The 16,607-nt window shown below is 38.5% G+C and carries 18 protein-coding genes and 1 pseudogene; all 19 read left to right on the top strand.

Translation table 11 applies throughout. From position 1 onward, the window contains the following. The first annotated feature begins 24 nt into the window (after nucleotides 1-24). The 19 genes and pseudogenes from HMPREF3112_RS11830 (at nucleotide 25) to HMPREF3112_RS10430 (ending at nucleotide 16,497) form a co-directional block, all read left to right on the top strand. Nucleotides 25-159, top strand: coding sequence for a hypothetical protein (locus HMPREF3112_RS11830; RefSeq protein ID WP_255778472.1), 135 nt, complete (start codon nucleotides 25-27; stop codon nucleotides 157-159). Nucleotides 160-162: 3 nt separating this feature from the next. Next, a pseudogene (locus HMPREF3112_RS11955) lies at nucleotides 163-500 on the top strand (hypothetical protein); the annotation flags it as partial. Nucleotides 501-910: 410 nt separating this feature from the next. Beyond that, a complete protein-coding gene (locus HMPREF3112_RS10510; RefSeq protein WP_070439730.1) occupies nucleotides 911-1,492 on the top strand; it encodes a hypothetical protein in 582 nt (193 codons plus the stop codon). A gap of 3 nt (nucleotides 1,493-1,495) precedes the next feature. Further along, complete coding sequence (locus tag HMPREF3112_RS10505; protein ID WP_002886384.1) at nucleotides 1,496-1,705, top strand: helix-turn-helix transcriptional regulator; 210 nt, start codon at nucleotides 1,496-1,498, stop codon at nucleotides 1,703-1,705. A 692-nt stretch (nucleotides 1,706-2,397) separates the two neighbouring features. Then, nucleotides 2,398-2,811: an LPKTxAVK-anchored surface protein gene (locus tag HMPREF3112_RS10500; protein ID WP_002889684.1), complete on the top strand. Its 414-nt coding sequence runs from the start codon at nucleotides 2,398-2,400 to the stop codon at nucleotides 2,809-2,811. Nucleotides 2,812-2,897: 86 nt separating this feature from the next. After that, nucleotides 2,898-3,734 carry a class B sortase, LPKTxAVK-specific gene (gene srtB / locus HMPREF3112_RS10495; RefSeq protein WP_070439729.1) on the top strand — a complete coding sequence of 279 codons (837 nt, stop codon included), beginning with the start codon at nucleotides 2,898-2,900 and terminating at the stop codon, nucleotides 3,732-3,734. Between the two features lie 164 nt (nucleotides 3,735-3,898). Further along, entirely contained in the window at nucleotides 3,899-5,116 is a 1,218-nt protein-coding gene (locus tag HMPREF3112_RS10490) for a CapA family protein (RefSeq protein ID WP_070439728.1), read from the top strand. Between the two features lie 321 nt (nucleotides 5,117-5,437). Continuing rightward, a complete protein-coding gene (locus tag HMPREF3112_RS10485) occupies nucleotides 5,438-5,704 on the top strand; it encodes an ACT domain-containing protein (RefSeq protein WP_003092287.1) in 267 nt (88 codons plus the stop codon). A gap of 17 nt (nucleotides 5,705-5,721) precedes the next feature. Beyond that, the gene (locus tag HMPREF3112_RS10480; protein ID WP_070439727.1) at nucleotides 5,722-7,059 is read left to right on the top strand and encodes a PFL family protein; all 1,338 of its coding nucleotides are present in this window, start codon (nucleotides 5,722-5,724) and stop codon (nucleotides 7,057-7,059) included. 115 nt (nucleotides 7,060-7,174) lie between these two features. Next, nucleotides 7,175-7,879, top strand: coding sequence for a histidine phosphatase family protein (locus tag HMPREF3112_RS10475; RefSeq protein ID WP_004182152.1), 705 nt, complete (start codon nucleotides 7,175-7,177; stop codon nucleotides 7,877-7,879). Next, entirely contained in the window at nucleotides 7,866-8,663 is a 798-nt protein-coding gene (locus HMPREF3112_RS10470; RefSeq protein ID WP_004182163.1) for a M15 family metallopeptidase, read from the top strand. The genes HMPREF3112_RS10475 and HMPREF3112_RS10470 overlap by 14 nt, the downstream gene beginning before the upstream one ends. Then, nucleotides 8,660-9,241 (top strand): glycoside hydrolase family 73 protein, encoded by a 582-nt coding sequence (locus tag HMPREF3112_RS10465; protein ID WP_004182173.1) that lies wholly within the window; start codon nucleotides 8,660-8,662, stop codon nucleotides 9,239-9,241. Before HMPREF3112_RS10470 ends, HMPREF3112_RS10465 begins: the two co-directional genes overlap by 4 nt. Before the next feature lie 192 nt (nucleotides 9,242-9,433). Continuing rightward, entirely contained in the window at nucleotides 9,434-10,468 is a 1,035-nt protein-coding gene (hrcA, locus tag HMPREF3112_RS10460; protein ID WP_021143460.1) for a heat-inducible transcriptional repressor HrcA, read from the top strand. A gap of 38 nt (nucleotides 10,469-10,506) precedes the next feature. Continuing rightward, entirely contained in the window at nucleotides 10,507-11,031 is a 525-nt protein-coding gene (gene grpE / locus HMPREF3112_RS10455) for a nucleotide exchange factor GrpE (protein ID WP_021143461.1), read from the top strand. Nucleotides 11,032-11,117: 86 nt separating this feature from the next. Beyond that, the gene (dnaK, locus tag HMPREF3112_RS10450; RefSeq protein ID WP_048675200.1) at nucleotides 11,118-12,941 is read left to right on the top strand and encodes a molecular chaperone DnaK; all 1,824 of its coding nucleotides are present in this window, start codon (nucleotides 11,118-11,120) and stop codon (nucleotides 12,939-12,941) included. 353 nt (nucleotides 12,942-13,294) lie between these two features. Next, nucleotides 13,295-14,428 (top strand): molecular chaperone DnaJ, encoded by a 1,134-nt coding sequence (dnaJ, locus tag HMPREF3112_RS10445; protein WP_002886399.1) that lies wholly within the window; start codon nucleotides 13,295-13,297, stop codon nucleotides 14,426-14,428. A gap of 105 nt (nucleotides 14,429-14,533) precedes the next feature. Next, entirely contained in the window at nucleotides 14,534-15,280 is a 747-nt protein-coding gene (truA, locus tag HMPREF3112_RS10440; RefSeq protein WP_021143462.1) for a tRNA pseudouridine(38-40) synthase TruA, read from the top strand. After that, complete coding sequence (locus HMPREF3112_RS10435; RefSeq protein WP_021146694.1) at nucleotides 15,273-16,034, top strand: bifunctional hydroxymethylpyrimidine kinase/phosphomethylpyrimidine kinase; 762 nt, start codon at nucleotides 15,273-15,275, stop codon at nucleotides 16,032-16,034. The genes truA and HMPREF3112_RS10435 overlap by 8 nt, the downstream gene beginning before the upstream one ends. After that, complete coding sequence (locus HMPREF3112_RS10430; protein WP_070439726.1) at nucleotides 16,024-16,497, top strand: ECF transporter S component; 474 nt, start codon at nucleotides 16,024-16,026, stop codon at nucleotides 16,495-16,497. The genes HMPREF3112_RS10435 and HMPREF3112_RS10430 overlap by 11 nt, the downstream gene beginning before the upstream one ends. The last annotated feature ends 110 nt before the right edge of the window (nucleotides 16,498-16,607 follow it).

Here is a 16,607-nt window from a genome sequence, read left to right as displayed (position 1 = left end):
TCCATGATTATAGGGAGATTATATATGAAATTTTTTGATGAAAATTACTCACAAGAAATACCTGCTCGTATCAAATGTTTAAGAAAAAAGTATAATTTAAAGCAAAGCGACCTAGGTAATGCAGGTCAAGTTAGCCAAGTTGAAAAGGGAGAAATTTGAAAGAATTTGTATCTTTTATTTTTTGTTTCATTTATGCCCTATGCTACTGGAATAGTTAGTAGCATAGGGCACAGCTCTTTTATGGACTGATCGTTATTGTTTCAACGGTAGCAAACTGGTTTTTACATAAAGTAATTGATAAACCCAATATAGATCAGAAAGAATTACTTGAAGCTACCGCACAATATAGAAAGTTATTGATACCTGACCTAATAATTAAAGGAGTGGGATTGATTCTATCCTTAATTCTCTATCCTCCGATTATGATGTATAGTGTTTTAATTGCGGCATTTTACATCATAACTTTAAAAACACTATCTGAAAAAAGAGTGAATAACTAAAAAAATGGTGATCAAAGTTAGGTGTATTATTTTAATGCTTACAGACCTAAACTATTCCCCTATTTATAATCTATTGATTCATATTTTATGAAATTAATCAGTAGATATCGTTCTGAAAAGCCTTGATAATACGCTGTTTTTAGTCCAACTGAAACCCATACTTTCCAAACCAGGTCTTAAGAAAGCTCGTAAAGCTAGCCAGTTCTCAAAACGTTAATTCGTTACTGGACAGCAGAGTACAAACGAAAACACTTTGCAACTTGCAAGGTGTTTTTTTGTATAGATTTCTGAAAAGTGTTCAAAATCTTACTAGAGTTTTGTCTTCATCTTGAAATTCTTATAACAATGTGATATATTTATAACAGACAAGATGTGATATATTTATAACATATTAAAAGGAGATGGAGAAAATGAAAATGTCGAAGAACTTAAAGATAATCCTTTATATCGCTAGCGTGCTTATTGTTGTATGTTTAGTATTATTGCTGGGGAATCGCCTACCGATTCTAGCGAAAGGTGCTATTATGACGACGGCTTGGCTTCCTTCGTATTTGGTTTGTACGATGGTATCGGTCCTATCAAAATCAACCTATCAAAAGAAAGAGAAAAAAATGTTTGGGATTACTGCAAAATTATATACAGTGCTTGTACTTCTCTCGTCCTCAATCTATACTATTGGAGTTTGGCTTCTAACTCCTGGTTCTTTGATTAAGAATATAATGTTGGGAATTGGATTAAGTGTTCAATTGTTATTAATGTTTTACTTCTTATTCAAGAGGATTAATGAAGAAGCCGATGAACGATTTTATAGAAATATTGCAAAGTCCTCTTCCATTTTGTTTACAATAGCAATCTTTATATTATTGGGAATGGCAACCTTGATAGCCATCTGTAAAGTTTTCGTTTTGAATGCTGGATTTCTTTATATTTTGGTGGCTTTTTTACTCTTATTATTTGCCATTACTTACTTTATCACTGAAAAAAGGGGATGAAATATGGCGAAAGAAAGTAAAATAAAGACTAACTTGAAAGAAGTAAGGGAAGCTTATGGTATGACTCAACAAGATTTAGCAGATCAAGTAGGAATACGGAGAGAAACGATTGTTCACTTGGAAAATAACCGCTACAACCCTTCGTTGGAAATGGCTTTAAAAATAGCACAAGTCTTTAATAAACAAGTAGAAGAACTATTTCGTCTGAAATAAGAGAAGTAAAACAATCCAATTGATTTGTGTATCAGTCTTTGGAAACTTGTTATTCTGAGGTGAGTTCTTGGTAAGAGGGAGTAGTTTCAAAGGAGTTATTTTTGACTACATCTTAGTTAAAACGTTTTCAAAAATAAGATAATAGTTTATTTTTCAAGCATTTTAACCCAATAATAGAACTTTTTAGGCGGAAATGCTCTCAAAAACGCTAATGTTTCTCTAATCTATTCAATTTTGAGGTCTTGCATATTATGTAGTTATCATACAAAAACGCTAAAAGTGAATGAATACATTTATTTGAAAGATAATATTGTTATATACTTCAAACATATTATCAGTAAAAGGGTTTTATACGTCTATTAAATATCTTTTGATTTTTAGCCATAAAACCCCACATAATAATGAATGTATATTTTACAAATTATGCTTTTATATATGATTTAAATATGTATTTAAACTTAGCAAAGGACATAATAAATTACCTAAAATAACATTAAAATTAAAAATGATTAATTATTACTATTTGGCAACACACCTCAAAAAACCTTTGTTTGTAGGAATTGTAGGATATATTAAAAATTTAAAAAAGTTTTTAAAATTTGTTGACATATCTCTAGATAGTGTTATAATCTATAGATGTCAGGGAGGTCCTGACACTAAATATATAATAATCCATTAGAGGAGAAACAATTATGAAAAAAGTATTGCTTACATCAGCTGCAGTTCTTGCAGTATTCGCTTCATCAGCAGCAGTTTTCGCTAACGACGGTAACGTTCACACTGGAAACCTTGATAACAAAACTGAAGCAACTGGTGGTGACTTCTTCACAAACAACGAAGGTGGTCTTACTCAAGCTGCTAAAGATGGTCTTAACAACGTTGACGCAGATTCAACTAAACAAAAATTTGAAGATGCTGGTGAACACATCGAACCAAAACGTGATGCTAACGGAAACATCATCAAAGATGAGTTTGTAGTTACTGATAAAGCTAACGCTAACAAAGACGCTAAAGAAGAAGCTAAAGCTGTTAAAGCTGCAGAAAAGAAAGCTCCAGCAGCTAAAGCTGAAGCTAAAGCTCTTCCAAACACAGCAGCTGTTAAATAATTAACTGCTATTGCTAAAAAGAATATCACTGGGGCTAGAGCTTCGGTGATATTTTTCTATGGATAAAGAAAAGGATTTGACATTTCATGAGTAATCATAATCGTAAATCTACTGGATCTCGCAAAAAACTGATTGCTGGGATTTCAGCCTTAGTCATTGCTGCTTTGGCTATCTTCCTTGGCTTCCAGTTTATGTCTCCGACAGCATCGTCCTCTAATGGTGTTAAGAGTGTTTTAACGACTAAAAAAGCAAACACTTATAAAGTTTCAGATGAGGAGAAAGCCTACCTCAAAAATAAATTTGATGGTTTTGAGGCGACAAACCCTGATACTATCGCTTATGTCTATGCACCAGGGACTAAATTGGATGAGCCAGTTGTTCAAACAACGGACAATTCAACCTACTTAGATAAAACATTTGATGGAGGAAACGTTCCATATTTGGGAACGGTCTTCATGGATACAGACAATAAGAAAGATTTCAGCGATCGTTTGACTTGGCTCTTCGGTCATGCTCGAGGAAGTAAGGTTGCTGATAGTCGTATGTTCAACGATGTTAACTACTATAGTGATCAGTCGTTCTTTGATAAACACAAATATGTTGTTATTGAGACGCCTCAACGTAAGTATTATTATGAAGCACTTGCTATGGTAATTGTGCCTGAAGACACAGCTTTCTATCGTACATCATTTGAAAGTGATAAAGACTTTAAACAACAGTTGGATATCATCTATGATCAAGCAAGTGTTAAAAACAAGGATTTGAAGGTTAATGCTTCGGATAAATACCTCGTTCTTTCGACTTGTCGTGAGGAAGATGAAACGATTCGTGCTAATCTCTACTTGCGTCAAATTCCAGACTCTGAAATGTCTGATTTTGTAGCTAAACATGGTAAAGATTTGGAATACACACCAACACGTTAATTATTAACAGAACTCTACTTCGTATGAAGTAGGGTTTTTATCTTGTCTAAGAAAACTGATGTTTTCAATCGTCATGGAATTGAGATGTAACCGTTTATTAATCTTTTTTATCATCAATGGATAAGTTTTTTTGGTACACTAGAGGTATGAAAAAGGAGAGTATTATGAAACAGAGCCAGGCTAAAAAGCGTGACAATGCGATGACTAATAAGATTTTGATGGGGTTGATTGCTCTCGTCTTAGGTTTGCTTTTTCTTGAGATTTTAATTGTTCATAGTAAGAACGAACAGCAAAAGAATGCCTCGAACCAGGTACAGACAGCACGTATCATGGCTAATGGGGACTTGCTCTATCATGACGGTCTCTATATGAGTGCCCTTCAGTCAGATGGTAGCTATGATTTCACGGAGAATTTTACTTATGTGAAGCCGTGGTTACAGCAGGCTGATTTGGTCTTGGGTGATTTTGAGGGAACGATTAACCCTGATTATCCTTTGTCAGGCTATCCTCTGTTTAATGCTCCTCAATCAGTGACAGCAGCTATCAAGGATGCTGGCTATGATGTTATGGATTTGGCTCATAATCATATCTTGGATTCTGACTTAGAGGGAGCTTTTACAACGGCTGACGCTTTTAAAAAAGTGGGAATTGATCCTATTGGTGTTTACGAAAAGCCGGTGCGAGACAAGGCGCCACTCCTCATCAAGAATGTTAATGGTATCAAAGTTGCAATACTTTCCTATGCTTATGGTTACAATGGTTTAGAGTCGAACTTGACGGATAAAGAGGTTGCAGACCACTTATCGAATTTGGATGAAAAACGTATGAAAGCCGAGATTCAGCGTGCCGAAAAAGAAGCGGATATCACGGTTATCATGCCTCAGATGGGTGTTGAATATCGTTTGGAACCGACAGATGAACAGGTTAAACTCTATCATAAGATGATTGATTGGGGTGCTGATATTATCTTTGGAGGTCATCCTCATGTGGTAGAACCTTCTGAGGTGGTTAAAAAGGATGGACAGCAAAAACTTATTATTTACTCAATGGGTAATTTCATCTCAAACCAGCGCATAGAGACCATGGATGGTGTGGATAGTGCAGAGTGGACAGAGAGGGGTGTCTTAATGGATGTCACCCTTGAGAAAAAGAATGGTCAAACCACGATTAAGACTGCTCAAGCACATCCGACTTGGGTTAACCGTACGCCTAAAGGAACAACTTCGCCAGAGGGATATCCTTTGTATACTTACCAAACTTATATTTTAGAGGATTTCATTAAGGGTGGTAAATATAGAAATAAACTAGATGAAGAAACCAAAGAGCGTATAGATACTGCCTATAAAGAAATGAATGCCCACGTTAATTTAAAATGGAAATAAAGCTAAGATATCGCCTGGATTTGGCGATATTTTTTGTTTATCGACAAGTTACCCACAGACTTATCCACAGGTGTGGAAAAGTCTGTTGATAGTGTTGAATCTTGATTTTTCAAGGTTTTATAAGAAAGATATTGTTTAGGTTGTGAACAAGTTTATCCACAAGTAGTTGGGTCAAAGAGAGGATGTTTTCATAAACGATATTAGTTAAATTCCTCGGAAACATTCGTCTTTTTCAAGAAAAAAGATGCAAATTTCATAAAAAATAGCATTTTTAATCAAAATATGCTAAAATTATACAAAATAAAATGATGGAGGCTTCTCATGAAAGCAATTATTACAGTTGTAGGTAAGGACAAAGCAGGTATTGTTGCGGGTGTTGCGACTAAGGTGGCAGAACTTGGCTTGAATATTGATGATATTTCTCAAACAGTTCTTGATGAATTTTTTACCATGATGGCGGTTGTATCATCAGAAGACAAACAAGATTTTACACACCTACGTGCTGAATTGGAAGCCTTTGGTGAGTCATTGAACGTTAAAATCAACATCCAAAGTTCAGCAATTTTTGATGCTATGCACAACTTGTAAGATAGGAGTAGCTTAAAATGGATATTAAACAGGTCACAGAAACCGTTGCCATGATTGAGGAGCAGAACTTTGATGTTCGTACCATTACCATGGGGATTTCACTCCTAGACTGTATCGATTCAGATATCGATAAGGCAGCGGAAAAAGTCTATAACAAGATTGTATCTAAGGCTAAGAATTTGGTAGCTGTTGGTGACGAAATTGCGGCTGAACTTGGTATTCCGATTGTTAATAAACGTGTGTCTGTTACTCCGATCTCAATCATCGGTGCGGCAACAGATGCAACAGACTATGTACCTTTTGCGAAGGCGTTAGACCGAGCAGCTAAGACAATCGGTGTTAACTTTATTGGTGGTTTCTCTGCACTTGTTCAAAAGGGCTACCAAAAAGGTGATGAGATTCTTATTAATTCTATTCCACGTGCGCTTGCAGAGACTGATTTTGTCTGCTCATCTGTCAACATTGGTTCAACAAAGACTGGTATTAACATGACAGCAGTACGTGACATGGGACGTATCATCAAAGAGGCTTCTGAGGCAGATCCAATGGGCCCAGGTAAATTGGTAGTCTTTGCTAATGCGGTTGAAGATAATCCATTTATGGCGGGTGCCTTCCACGGTGTTGGTGAGGCTGATGTTGTAATCAATGTTGGGGTTTCAGGTCCTGGTGTTGTGCAACGTGCAGTTGAGAAAGTTCCAGGCGAAAGTTTTGATGTTCTAGCTGAAACAGTTAAGAAGACCGCCTTCAAAATCACACGTGTTGGTCAGTTAGTTGGTCAAATGGCCAGCGAACGTCTTGGTGTCGAGTTTGGTATTGTAGATTTGTCTCTTGCGCCAACACCAGCAGTTGGTGATTCAGTAGCCCGTGTACTTGAAGCGATGGGTCTTGAAGTTGTTGGTACGCATGGTACTACTGCAGCTCTAGCTCTTCTTAACGACCAAGTTAAAAAAGGTGGTATCATGGCATGTAACCAAGTTGGTGGTTTGTCAGGTGCCTTTATTCCAGTTTCTGAAGATGAAGGTATGATTGCTGCGGTTCAATCTGGTCATATCAACCTTGAAAAATTGGAAGCCATGACAGCTATCTGTTCTGTTGGTCTAGACATGATTGCTATTCCTGCTGATACGCCAGATACAACAATCGCGGCCATGATTGCTGACGAAGCAGCTATCGGTGTCATTAACCAGAAAACAACAGCTGTTCGTATCATTCCTTATGGTAAGGAAGGTGACATGTTGGAACTTGGAGGTCTTCTTGGTTATGCACCGGTAATGAAAGTAAACAAGGCTTCATCGGCTGATTTCATTGCGCGTGGTGGTCAAATCCCAGCTCCTGTTCACAGCTTTAAAAACTAAGCGGATGTTAAATGCTTTGCCAATTGGTAAGGCATTTTCTGATGGTCTCGCTGGCTAGATAGTGGAGGGGATTTGTGCTATAATGAATTCAAAAATGACGGAAAGAAGGGGCGCTATGAGTGAGGTTAAGTTGTATATTGCGAGACATGGCAAAACGATGTTTAACACCATTGGTCGTGCACAAGGTTGGTCTGATAGCCCTTTGACCCCGTTCGGTGAAGAAGGTATTCGTGAATTGGGGGTAGGTCTGAAAGCAGCAGGTATTCCTTTCAAGGTCGCATATTCTAGTGATTCAGGTCGAACGATTCAAACCATGGATATCATTTTACGTGAGACGGGTTTAGAAACTATTCCTTATAAACGTGACAAACGTATTCGTGAGTGGTGTTTTGGTAGTTTAGATGGTGGCTATGACGGTGAACTTTTCTACGGTGTGCTACCGAGAACAGATGCTTTTCAAGGTAAGGATTTGCATGAGGTAACTTATCCTGAGCTTGCACAGGGTATCCTTGATGTGGATACGGCTGGTTGGGCAGAGCCTTGGGAAGTGCTCAGAAAACGTATTTTAGAGGGGTTCACAGCTATTGCAGAAAATCTTGAGAGGTCTGGTGGCGGTAATGCTATTGTCGTTAGTCACGGTATGACCATTGCAACCTTTGCTTGGTTAATTGATTCTTCTGTCGAGCATCCTTCATTGGACAACGGTTCGGTTACTGTTGTTGCTTATGAAAATGGTAAATTTACATTAGAAGCACTTGGCGATATGACTTATCGTCAGGTTGGGCGAGAGATAATAGAAAAAGAAAATGGTAAAAAATAACTATCCAAGTCGCCGTCAGGCGAAAAAGCAAACCAACTGGTTTTTGGTTATCAGTAGTGTCTTGATTGCAGTTCTTTTAGTTGTAGCAGGACTTTATTCAGTATTTGGTGTCAGTCGTACAGTCCAACAAACCAATGGATCGTCAGTAACAAAAAGTAGTAAGCAAGCTACCGATGCGACTCAAAGCAAGGATGCAAAGGGACTACCTGATGTATCGCCTAAAGACTGGCAATTGCTTTTGGTAAATCGAGATAATAAGTCTAAAGAACTTAACCCTGAGATTGCTGATGTCGATGGTGTTTCTGTAGATGCAAGAATTGCTAAGAACGTTAAGGAGTTTTTAGCAGCTGCTCAAGAAATTGATCCAAGTTATCACTTGATATCAGGTTATCGTAGTGTTGCTTATCAGACTGAACTTTATAACAGTTATGTTCAGCAGGAAATGGCTGCTGACCCAAGTTTGACGGAGTCTCAGGCGGAGAAAAAGGTTCAAACCTATTCACAACCACCAGGAGCGAGTGAACACCAAACAGGTCTTGCGATTGATATGAGTACTGTAGATAGCTTAAATGAAGCAGATCCAGATACAGTAGCTAAAGTCAAAGAATTGGCGCCGAAATATGGCTTTGTTCTTCGTTTTCCAGATGGTAAAACATCGTCAACGGGTGTAGGCTACGAGGATTGGCATTTCCGCTATGTTGGTAAAGAGTCAGCAGAGTATATGACTGAACATAATCTTACTTTGGAAGAATATTTGGCATTATTAAAGGAGAAAGCTAAGTGAGACGACGTTTTAAACTAAAAGCCTTCATTACCTTAGTTGTTGTTTTTGCTTTAGGTATTCTCTTACCTTTGATTCTTCATGCCTCTACAGATGATAATGCTCGTGCGGTAAAGGTTGCTTACACACAGCAAGAATTTATTGAGACCTTAGCTCCAACAGCTCAAAAGATGTCTAAAAACTATGGTGTACCTGCGTCTATTCTCCTTAGTCAAGCTGCATATGAGTCAAATTATGGTAGCAGTCTTTTATCTGTTAAATATCATAACATCTACAGTCTCCCTGCTCAGCCAGGTCAAGAACGTATTCGTTTAAAGGATAGTATCTACAGTAAAGGGAAATGGCAATACCAAAAGGTGGATTTTGCAGTTTTTAAGGATTGGTCAAGTTCTATGATGACTTATTTAGAAGAACTTCGCCAAGGAACATGGGGTGAGTCGACCTATAAAGAGGTAGCAGGAACGACTAGTTATAAAGTTGCGGCAGAAAAACTACAAGCTGCGGGTTTTAGCAGTGATCCAGATTATGCCAAACACCTCATATCTATTATTGAGACCTATCATTTGTCAAAATATGATTGATAAGATTAGAGTGCCTCTGAGGTGCTCTTTTTTTGTTTTTCTAGGTCTTAAGATGTATTTTTAGCACTCTTTTTATAAGAGTGCTAATTTTTTGGTTTTTTGGGTTGACATGTTCAAGTTTAGGTGTATAATAGAATCATAAGTTAGCAGTCGATGTGTTAGAGTGCTAATAAATAGAAATGAGGTGACATCGTGATTACGCAAAGGCAAAACACTATTTTGAATTTGATAGTTGAGATGTTCACTCGTACACATGAACCGGTTGGTTCTAAAGCATTACAAGAATCAATTGATTCGAGTTCAGCGACCATTCGTAATGACATGGCCAAGCTTGAAAAAATGGGCTATCTTGAAAAAGCTCATACTTCTAGTGGGCGTATGCCAAGCCGAGCAGGTTTCCAGTATTTCGTCGCTAATTCTTTGAATCTTGATACGATTGATGAACAAGATGTTTATCAAGTGGTCAAGGCCTTTGATTTTGAAGCCTTTAAACTTGAAGATATCTTGGATGCAGCGGCGAAGCTGCTGGCAGAAATGACAGGATGTACAGCAGTGATTCAAGATGTGGAACCGACACGACAACGTCTGACTGGATTTGACATTGTTCATCTATCCAATCACGACGCTTTAGCGGTTCTTACTCTAGATGAATCTAAGCCTGTGACAGTTCAATTTGCTATTCCAAAAAATTTCTTGTCTAGTGATTTGGAAATTCTTCATAAGCTTGTTCAAGAACGTTTTTTGGGAAACACTGTCTTAGAGATCCATTACCGATTGAGAACTGAGATTCCTCAGATTGTGCAAAAGTATTTCAAGATAACAGATAATGTTCTTGATTTGTTTGATTATATCTTTTCACAACTTTTTAAGGAATTGATTTTCATCGAAGGTAAGGTTGCATCACTGACTTATGCCGACTTAAAAACCTATCAATTTTTGGACAATCCACAACATGTGGCACTTGAGCTTCGATCAGCTATCTCCGATGATGAAGTGACCAAGATTTCGGTTGCAGAATCAACTGAAGAAGCGCTTGAAAATGTCACAGTTATGAGTCATAAATTCCTGATTCCTTATCGTGGGATGGCACTCATGCATGTGATTGGTCCAGTTGAAATGGATTATCGTCGCATGGTTAGTTTGGTCAATGTTATTAGTAGAGTTTTGGTTATGAAGTTGACGGATTATTACCGTTACCTCAATAGTAACCATTATGAAGTTAGCTAAAATATAACATTTAAAAAGTATAGAAAGAGGTGTATGCCTTGACTGAAGATATTAAAAAAGAAGACGTGAAAGAAGAGGAAGCTACGGAGACAACTGAAGAAGTTGTAGAGGAAGTAAGCGAACCTTCTGAACTTGAAGAAGCCCAAGCGCGTGCCGAAGAATTTGAAAACAAATACCTTCGTGCCCATGCAGAAATGCAAAACATTCAGCGACGTGCAAATGAAGAACGTCAACAATTGCAAAAGTATCGTAGCCAAGATTTGGCAAAAGCGATTTTGCCATCACTTGATAACCTTGAACGTGCTCTTGCCGTTGAGGGCTTGACTGATGATGTCAAAAAAGGTTTGGAAATGGTGCAAGAAAGTTTAGTGCATGCTCTTAAAGAGGAAGGAATTGAAGAAATTCCAGCTGATGGTGATTTCGATCATAACTTCCACATGGCAATTCAAACAATGCCTGCAGATGATGAACATCCAGCAGACACGATTGCACAAGTTTTCCAAAAAGGATATAAACTCCACGAACGCGTCTTACGCCCAGCTATGGTAGTGGTATATAACTAATTGAAACCTTGTCCGAAATGACAGAAAACTATGAATGAAAGATAAAAAAAGCAAAATAGAAATTAAAGTAAAAAGGGGAAAAACATATGTCTAAAATCATTGGTATTGACTTAGGTACAACAAACTCAGCAGTAGCAGTTCTTGAAGGAACTGAATCAAAAATTATCGCAAACCCAGAAGGTAACCGCACAACTCCATCTGTTGTGTCATTCAAAAACGGTGAAATCATCGTTGGTGACGCTGCAAAACGTCAAGCAGTAACAAACCCAGATACAATCATCTCTATCAAATCTAAGATGGGTACTTCTGAAAAAGTTTCTGCAAACGGTAAAGAATACACACCACAAGAGATTTCAGCTATGATTCTTCAATACTTGAAAGGTTATGCTGAAGATTACCTTGGTGAAAAAGTAACTAAAGCAGTTATCACAGTTCCTGCTTACTTCAACGATGCACAACGTCAAGCAACAAAAGACGCTGGTAAAATCGCTGGTCTTGAAGTAGAACGTATCGTCAACGAACCAACCGCAGCAGCCCTTGCTTACGGTTTGGATAAGACTGATAAAGAAGAAAAAATCTTGGTATTCGACCTTGGTGGTGGTACATTCGACGTATCTATCCTTGAACTTGGTGATGGTGTCTTTGACGTATTGGCAACTGCAGGGGATAACAAACTCGGTGGTGATGACTTTGACCAAAAAATCATCGATTACATGGTTGAAGAATTCAAGAAAGAAAATGGTATCGACTTGTCAACAGACAAGATGGCTCTTCAACGTTTGAAAGACGCAGCCGAAAAAGCTAAGAAAGACCTTTCTGGTGTCACTTCAACACAAATCAGCTTGCCATTCATCACTGCCGGTGAGGCTGGACCTCTTCACTTGGAAATGACATTGACTCGTGCGAAATTCGATGATTTGACTCGTGATCTCGTAGAACGTACGAAAACTCCAGTTCGTCAAGCCCTTTCAGATGCAGGTTTGAGCTTGTCAGATATTGACGAAGTTATCCTTGTCGGTGGTTCAACTCGTATCCCTGCCGTTGTAGAAGCTGTTAAAGCTGAAACTGGTAAAGAACCAAACAAATCAGTTAACCCTGATGAAGTAGTTGCCATGGGTGCTGCTATTCAAGGTGGTGTTATTACTGGTGATGTCAAAGACGTTGTCCTTCTTGATGTAACGCCATTGTCACTTGGTATCGAAACAATGGGTGGAGTGTTCACAAAACTTATTGACCGTAACACTACTATTCCAACATCTAAATCACAAGTCTTCTCAACTGCAGCAGACAACCAACCAGCCGTTGACATCCACGTTCTTCAAGGGGAACGCCCAATGGCAGCAGATAACAAGACTCTTGGACGCTTCCAATTGACTGATATCCCAGCTGCACCTCGTGGTATCCCACAAATCGAAGTTACTTTCGATATTGATAAGAACGGTATCGTATCTGTTAAAGCTAAAGACCTTGGAACTCAAAAAGAACAAACAATTGTCATCCAATCTAACTCTGGTTTGACAGACGAAGAAATTGAAAAGATGATGAAAGATGCTGAAGCAAATGCTGAAGCAGATGCAAAACGTAAAGAAGAAGTAGATCTTCGTAACGAAGTTGACCAAGCTATCTTTGCGACTGAAAAAACAATCAAAGAAACAGAAGGTAAAGGCTTCGACACAGAACGTGATGCTGCTCAATCAGCTCTTGATGACCTTAAGAAAGCTCAAGAATCAGGTAATCTTGATGACATGAAGGCTAAATTGGAAGCTCTTAACGAAAAAGCTCAAGCTCTTGCAGTTAAACTTTACGAACAAGCTGCAGCAGCACAACAAGCTCAAGCAGGAGCAGAAGGTGCACAAACAGCAGATAACTCAGGCGACGATGTCGTAGACGGAGAGTTTACTGAAAAGTAAGATGCAAAGTTCGTTAAAACCTCACAGTGAAAATAGGAAGATTTCTCTTTTTCACCAAGAGGTTAGGGCGTGCTCAGTTCGGTAAGGTGTTGAGCTTAGCTAGTAAATGATAAAAAGAAATCCAGAGGTTGCAAACCAGCCTCTGTTTTTCGCTAAAATAAGTGAAGTGAATATAAGATATAGTTTTACTTCGTATCGTAACAAATATAAAATAGAAAGGAACAAAGAGTGTTCGTCGTTGAACACGGGCTAGGGATTAAGCCAAAAAGATAGTTGGTTTCAAGGGACTAGGTGTTCATCTTCAAAACTATTACTTTGGCTTTCTCCATTAGATGCCCTTTGTATCTAAAATTATGAACAATACCGAATATTACGATCGTCTTGGGGTATCTAAGGATGCCTCTCAAGATGAAATTAAACGTGCCTATCGTAAGATGTCTAAGAAATACCACCCAGACATTAATAAAGAACCGGGTGCGGAAGAAAAATATAAAGAGGTTCAAGAGGCCTACGAAACTTTAAGTGATGACCAAAAACGTGCAGCCTATGACCAATACGGACCAGATGGTGCGAATGGTTTTGGTGGTCAAGGAGGCTTTGGTGGCTTCGATGGTGGTGCAGGCTTTGGTGGCTTTGAGGATATCTTCTCTAGCTTCTTTGGTGGTGGTGCTACTCGTAACCCGAATGCTCCACGTCAAGGTGATGATCTTCAGTACCGTGTCAACCTAAGCTTCGAAGAGGCGATTTTTGGTGCCGAAAAAGAAGTTCACTACAATCGTGAAGCAACATGTAAGACATGTTCGGGATCTGGTGCAAAACCTGGCACAAGCCCTGTAACTTGTGGTCGCTGTCATGGTCAAGGGGTTATCAATGTCGATACGCAAACACCACTTGGTATGATGCGTCGTCAAGTAACCTGTGATGTCTGTCATGGAACAGGTCAAGAAATTAAAGAGCCATGTCAAACTTGTCACGGAACAGGACATGAAAAACAAAGCCACAAAGTATCTGTCAAGATTCCAGCAGGTGTTGAAACAGGTCAACAAATCCGTCTTGCAGGTCAAGGTGAAGCTGGTTTCAATGGTGGTCCTTATGGAGACCTCTTTGTAATCATCAATGTTAATCCAAGCGATAAGTTTACTCGTGATGGATCAACAATTTACTATACACTTAACATTTCCTTTGTCCAAGCTGCTCTTGGTGATACTGTCGAAGTACCAACAGTTCACGGAAATGTTGAGATGACCATTCCAGCAGGGACTCAAACAGGCAAAACTTTCCGTCTAAAAGGAAAGGGGGCTCCACGTCTTCGTGGAGGTTCACAAGGAGACCAACACGTTACAGTTAAGATTGTAACTCCTACGAAGCTAAACGATGCTCAAAAAGAAGCTCTCCTTGCATTTGCCAAAGCAAGTGGTGATGAAAAAATCGCACCACAGAAAAAAGGTTTCTTCAATAAAGTAAAGGATGCCTTAGAAGATTTATAAAGGAAGGACGTTGAAGGCGTCTTTTTCTTTATTTCGAAAATTGTATGGGGTCAGTTGCTAATCGACCTACTTCTTATCCTTGAAAAAATCTGATATGATAATCTTATGGTTAGATACAAAGCGACAATTTCCTATGATGGTACACTTTTCTCAGGTTTTCAAAGACAACCAAATGCACGTTCTATTCAAGAAGAACTTGAAAAGACTCTCTTACGGTTAAATAGCGGAACACCTGTCACCGTTCATGGAGCGGGTCGTACAGATGCAGGTGTTCATGCCTATGGACAAGTTATACACTTCGATTTGCCCCAGGAGCGGGATCCAGAGAAGTTACGTTTTGGTTTAGATACACAATGTCCAGATGACATTGATGTTGTTAGTATTGAACTTGTATCAGAAGAATTTCATGCACGATACAATAAACACAGTAAAACCTATGAGTTTCTAGTAGATGCAGGGCGACCTAAGAACCCCATGATGCGTAATTATGCGACCCACTATCCCTACCCTCTAAGTTTAGCACCTATGCAGAAGGCTGCTAAGGATTTGGTCGGTACACATGATTTTACAGGCTTCACAGCTTCAGGAACTTCTGTAGAAAATAAAGTACGCACAATTACTCAGGCTAGTGTATCTATCGATGAGAAAACTGGATTTTATATCTTTACTTTTTCTGGCAATGGTTTTCTCTATAAGCAAGTTAGAAATATGGTCGGTACCTTGTTGAAGATTGGCAATGGTCGCATGCCTGTTTCACAAGTTAAGACAGTGTTGGAAAGTCGTGATCGTAATCTCGCAGGACCAACGGCAGCAGGAAATGGATTATATTTGAAGGAGATAAGATATGAGTGATGAATTGATTTTAGCGATTTCAGGGAATGATATTTTTAGTGGTGGCGGACTTCATGCAGATTTAGCGACGTTTACCACTAATAAACAGCATGGATTTGTGGCTCTTACCTGTTTGACAGCTATGACTGAGAATGGTTTTGAGGTCATTCCGGTTGATACTAATGTTTTTAAACAACAACTTGACTCACTAAAAGATGTCCCATTCTCAGCAATAAAAATTGGTTTGTTGCCTAACGTTGAAATCGCAGAATTAACGTTGGATTTTGTTAAAAAACATTCTGATATTCCAATTGTCTTGGATCCCGTTTTAGTATGTAAGGAGACTCATGACGTTGAAGTTTCTCAACTACGTGATGAATTGGTTAAATTTTTCCCTTATACCACGGTTATCACTCCGAACTTACCTGAAGTCGAACTGCTTATAGATAGAAAGGTTAAGACTATTGATGACATGAAGCATGCGGCTAGCTATCTCAATGAATTAGGTGCTAAGACTGTCGTTGTCAAAGGTGGAAATCGCTTGGATGGTAATAAAGCGATAGATGTCTTTTATGATGGAACAGACTACAAATTGTTTGAAGAAGCTGTGCTGGATAAAAATAATACCGGTGCAGGATGTACATTTGCTTCAAGTATAGCTAGTGAATTAGTTAAAGGATGTTCAGAAACTGAAGCTGTGGCAAATGCTAAAGCCTTTGTTTATGAATCAATTAAACAATCAAATGAATTTGGAGTAGTTCAATATGCAAAATAAGAAAACAAAAGAGCTAACATTATTAGCTATCTTAACTGCTTTATCAGTGACCTTTGGATTCGTAGCTAAAATTCCGACTCCAACAGGGCTTTTAACTTTGGTAGATGCAGGAATCTACTTCACATCCTTCTATCTTGGCAAGAAAGAAGGAGCAATTGTAGGAGGATTATCTGCATTTTTGATAGATTTGCTATCATCTGCTCCGCAATGGATGTTCATTAGTTTGTTAATCCATGGTGCACAAGGTTATTTTGCTGGATTTAAAGGTAACTATCGTATCCTAGGCCTTCTGATTGCTACAATTGTGATGGTGGGTGGCTATGCACTTGCTTCAGTATTTATGTATGGAACAGGAGCTTCAGTCGCAGAAGTGATTCCTAATTTCTGCCAAAACGCTCTCGGCCTAGTCGTTGGATGGGTATTGTATCAAGGATTCAAAAAGGTTCAATCTAAAAAAGATTAATAGCTTTACTAAAATCCTATTGACAAGTATTGATTTGGATGTTAAGATATAAAAGTTGTCTTAACAGACTTGCCATAAACTTGAAAAGGTTCCAAAACTTTAAAAAAGTT

Origin of the sequence: Streptococcus sp. HMSC10E12, from assembly GCF_001807855.1 — a bacterium.
In the GTDB taxonomy this organism is placed as follows: domain Bacteria; phylum Bacillota; class Bacilli; order Lactobacillales; family Streptococcaceae; genus Streptococcus; species Streptococcus salivarius.
This window is presented reverse-complemented; position numbering and strand designations above follow the sequence as displayed.

Excerpts from the sequence above, each read along its gene's own strand:
- HMPREF3112_RS11830 (WP_255778472.1), top strand. The coding sequence starts at position 25 with ATGAAATTTTTTGATGAAAATTACTCACAAGAAATACCTGCTCGTATC.
- HMPREF3112_RS10435 (WP_021146694.1), top strand. The coding sequence starts at position 15,273 with ATGAGTGATGAATTGATTTTAGCGATTTCAGGGAATGATATTTTTAGT.
- srtB (WP_070439729.1), top strand. The coding sequence starts at position 2,898 with ATGAGTAATCATAATCGTAAATCTACTGGATCTCGCAAAAAACTGATT.
- HMPREF3112_RS10500 (WP_002889684.1), top strand. The coding sequence starts at position 2,398 with ATGAAAAAAGTATTGCTTACATCAGCTGCAGTTCTTGCAGTATTCGCT.
- truA (WP_021143462.1), top strand. The coding sequence starts at position 14,534 with ATGGTTAGATACAAAGCGACAATTTCCTATGATGGTACACTTTTCTCA.
- HMPREF3112_RS10510 (WP_070439730.1), top strand. The coding sequence starts at position 911 with ATGAAAATGTCGAAGAACTTAAAGATAATCCTTTATATCGCTAGCGTG.
- dnaK (WP_048675200.1), top strand. The coding sequence starts at position 11,118 with ATGTCTAAAATCATTGGTATTGACTTAGGTACAACAAACTCAGCAGTA.
- HMPREF3112_RS10475 (WP_004182152.1), top strand. The coding sequence starts at position 7,175 with ATGAGTGAGGTTAAGTTGTATATTGCGAGACATGGCAAAACGATGTTT.
- dnaJ (WP_002886399.1), top strand. The coding sequence starts at position 13,295 with ATGAACAATACCGAATATTACGATCGTCTTGGGGTATCTAAGGATGCC.
- HMPREF3112_RS10430 (WP_070439726.1), top strand. The coding sequence starts at position 16,024 with ATGCAAAATAAGAAAACAAAAGAGCTAACATTATTAGCTATCTTAACT.
- HMPREF3112_RS10490 (WP_070439728.1), top strand. The coding sequence starts at position 3,899 with ATGAAACAGAGCCAGGCTAAAAAGCGTGACAATGCGATGACTAATAAG.
- HMPREF3112_RS10470 (WP_004182163.1), top strand. The coding sequence starts at position 7,866 with ATGGTAAAAAATAACTATCCAAGTCGCCGTCAGGCGAAAAAGCAAACC.
- HMPREF3112_RS10485 (WP_003092287.1), top strand. The coding sequence starts at position 5,438 with ATGAAAGCAATTATTACAGTTGTAGGTAAGGACAAAGCAGGTATTGTT.
- HMPREF3112_RS10480 (WP_070439727.1), top strand. The coding sequence starts at position 5,722 with ATGGATATTAAACAGGTCACAGAAACCGTTGCCATGATTGAGGAGCAG.
- HMPREF3112_RS10505 (WP_002886384.1), top strand. The coding sequence starts at position 1,496 with ATGGCGAAAGAAAGTAAAATAAAGACTAACTTGAAAGAAGTAAGGGAA.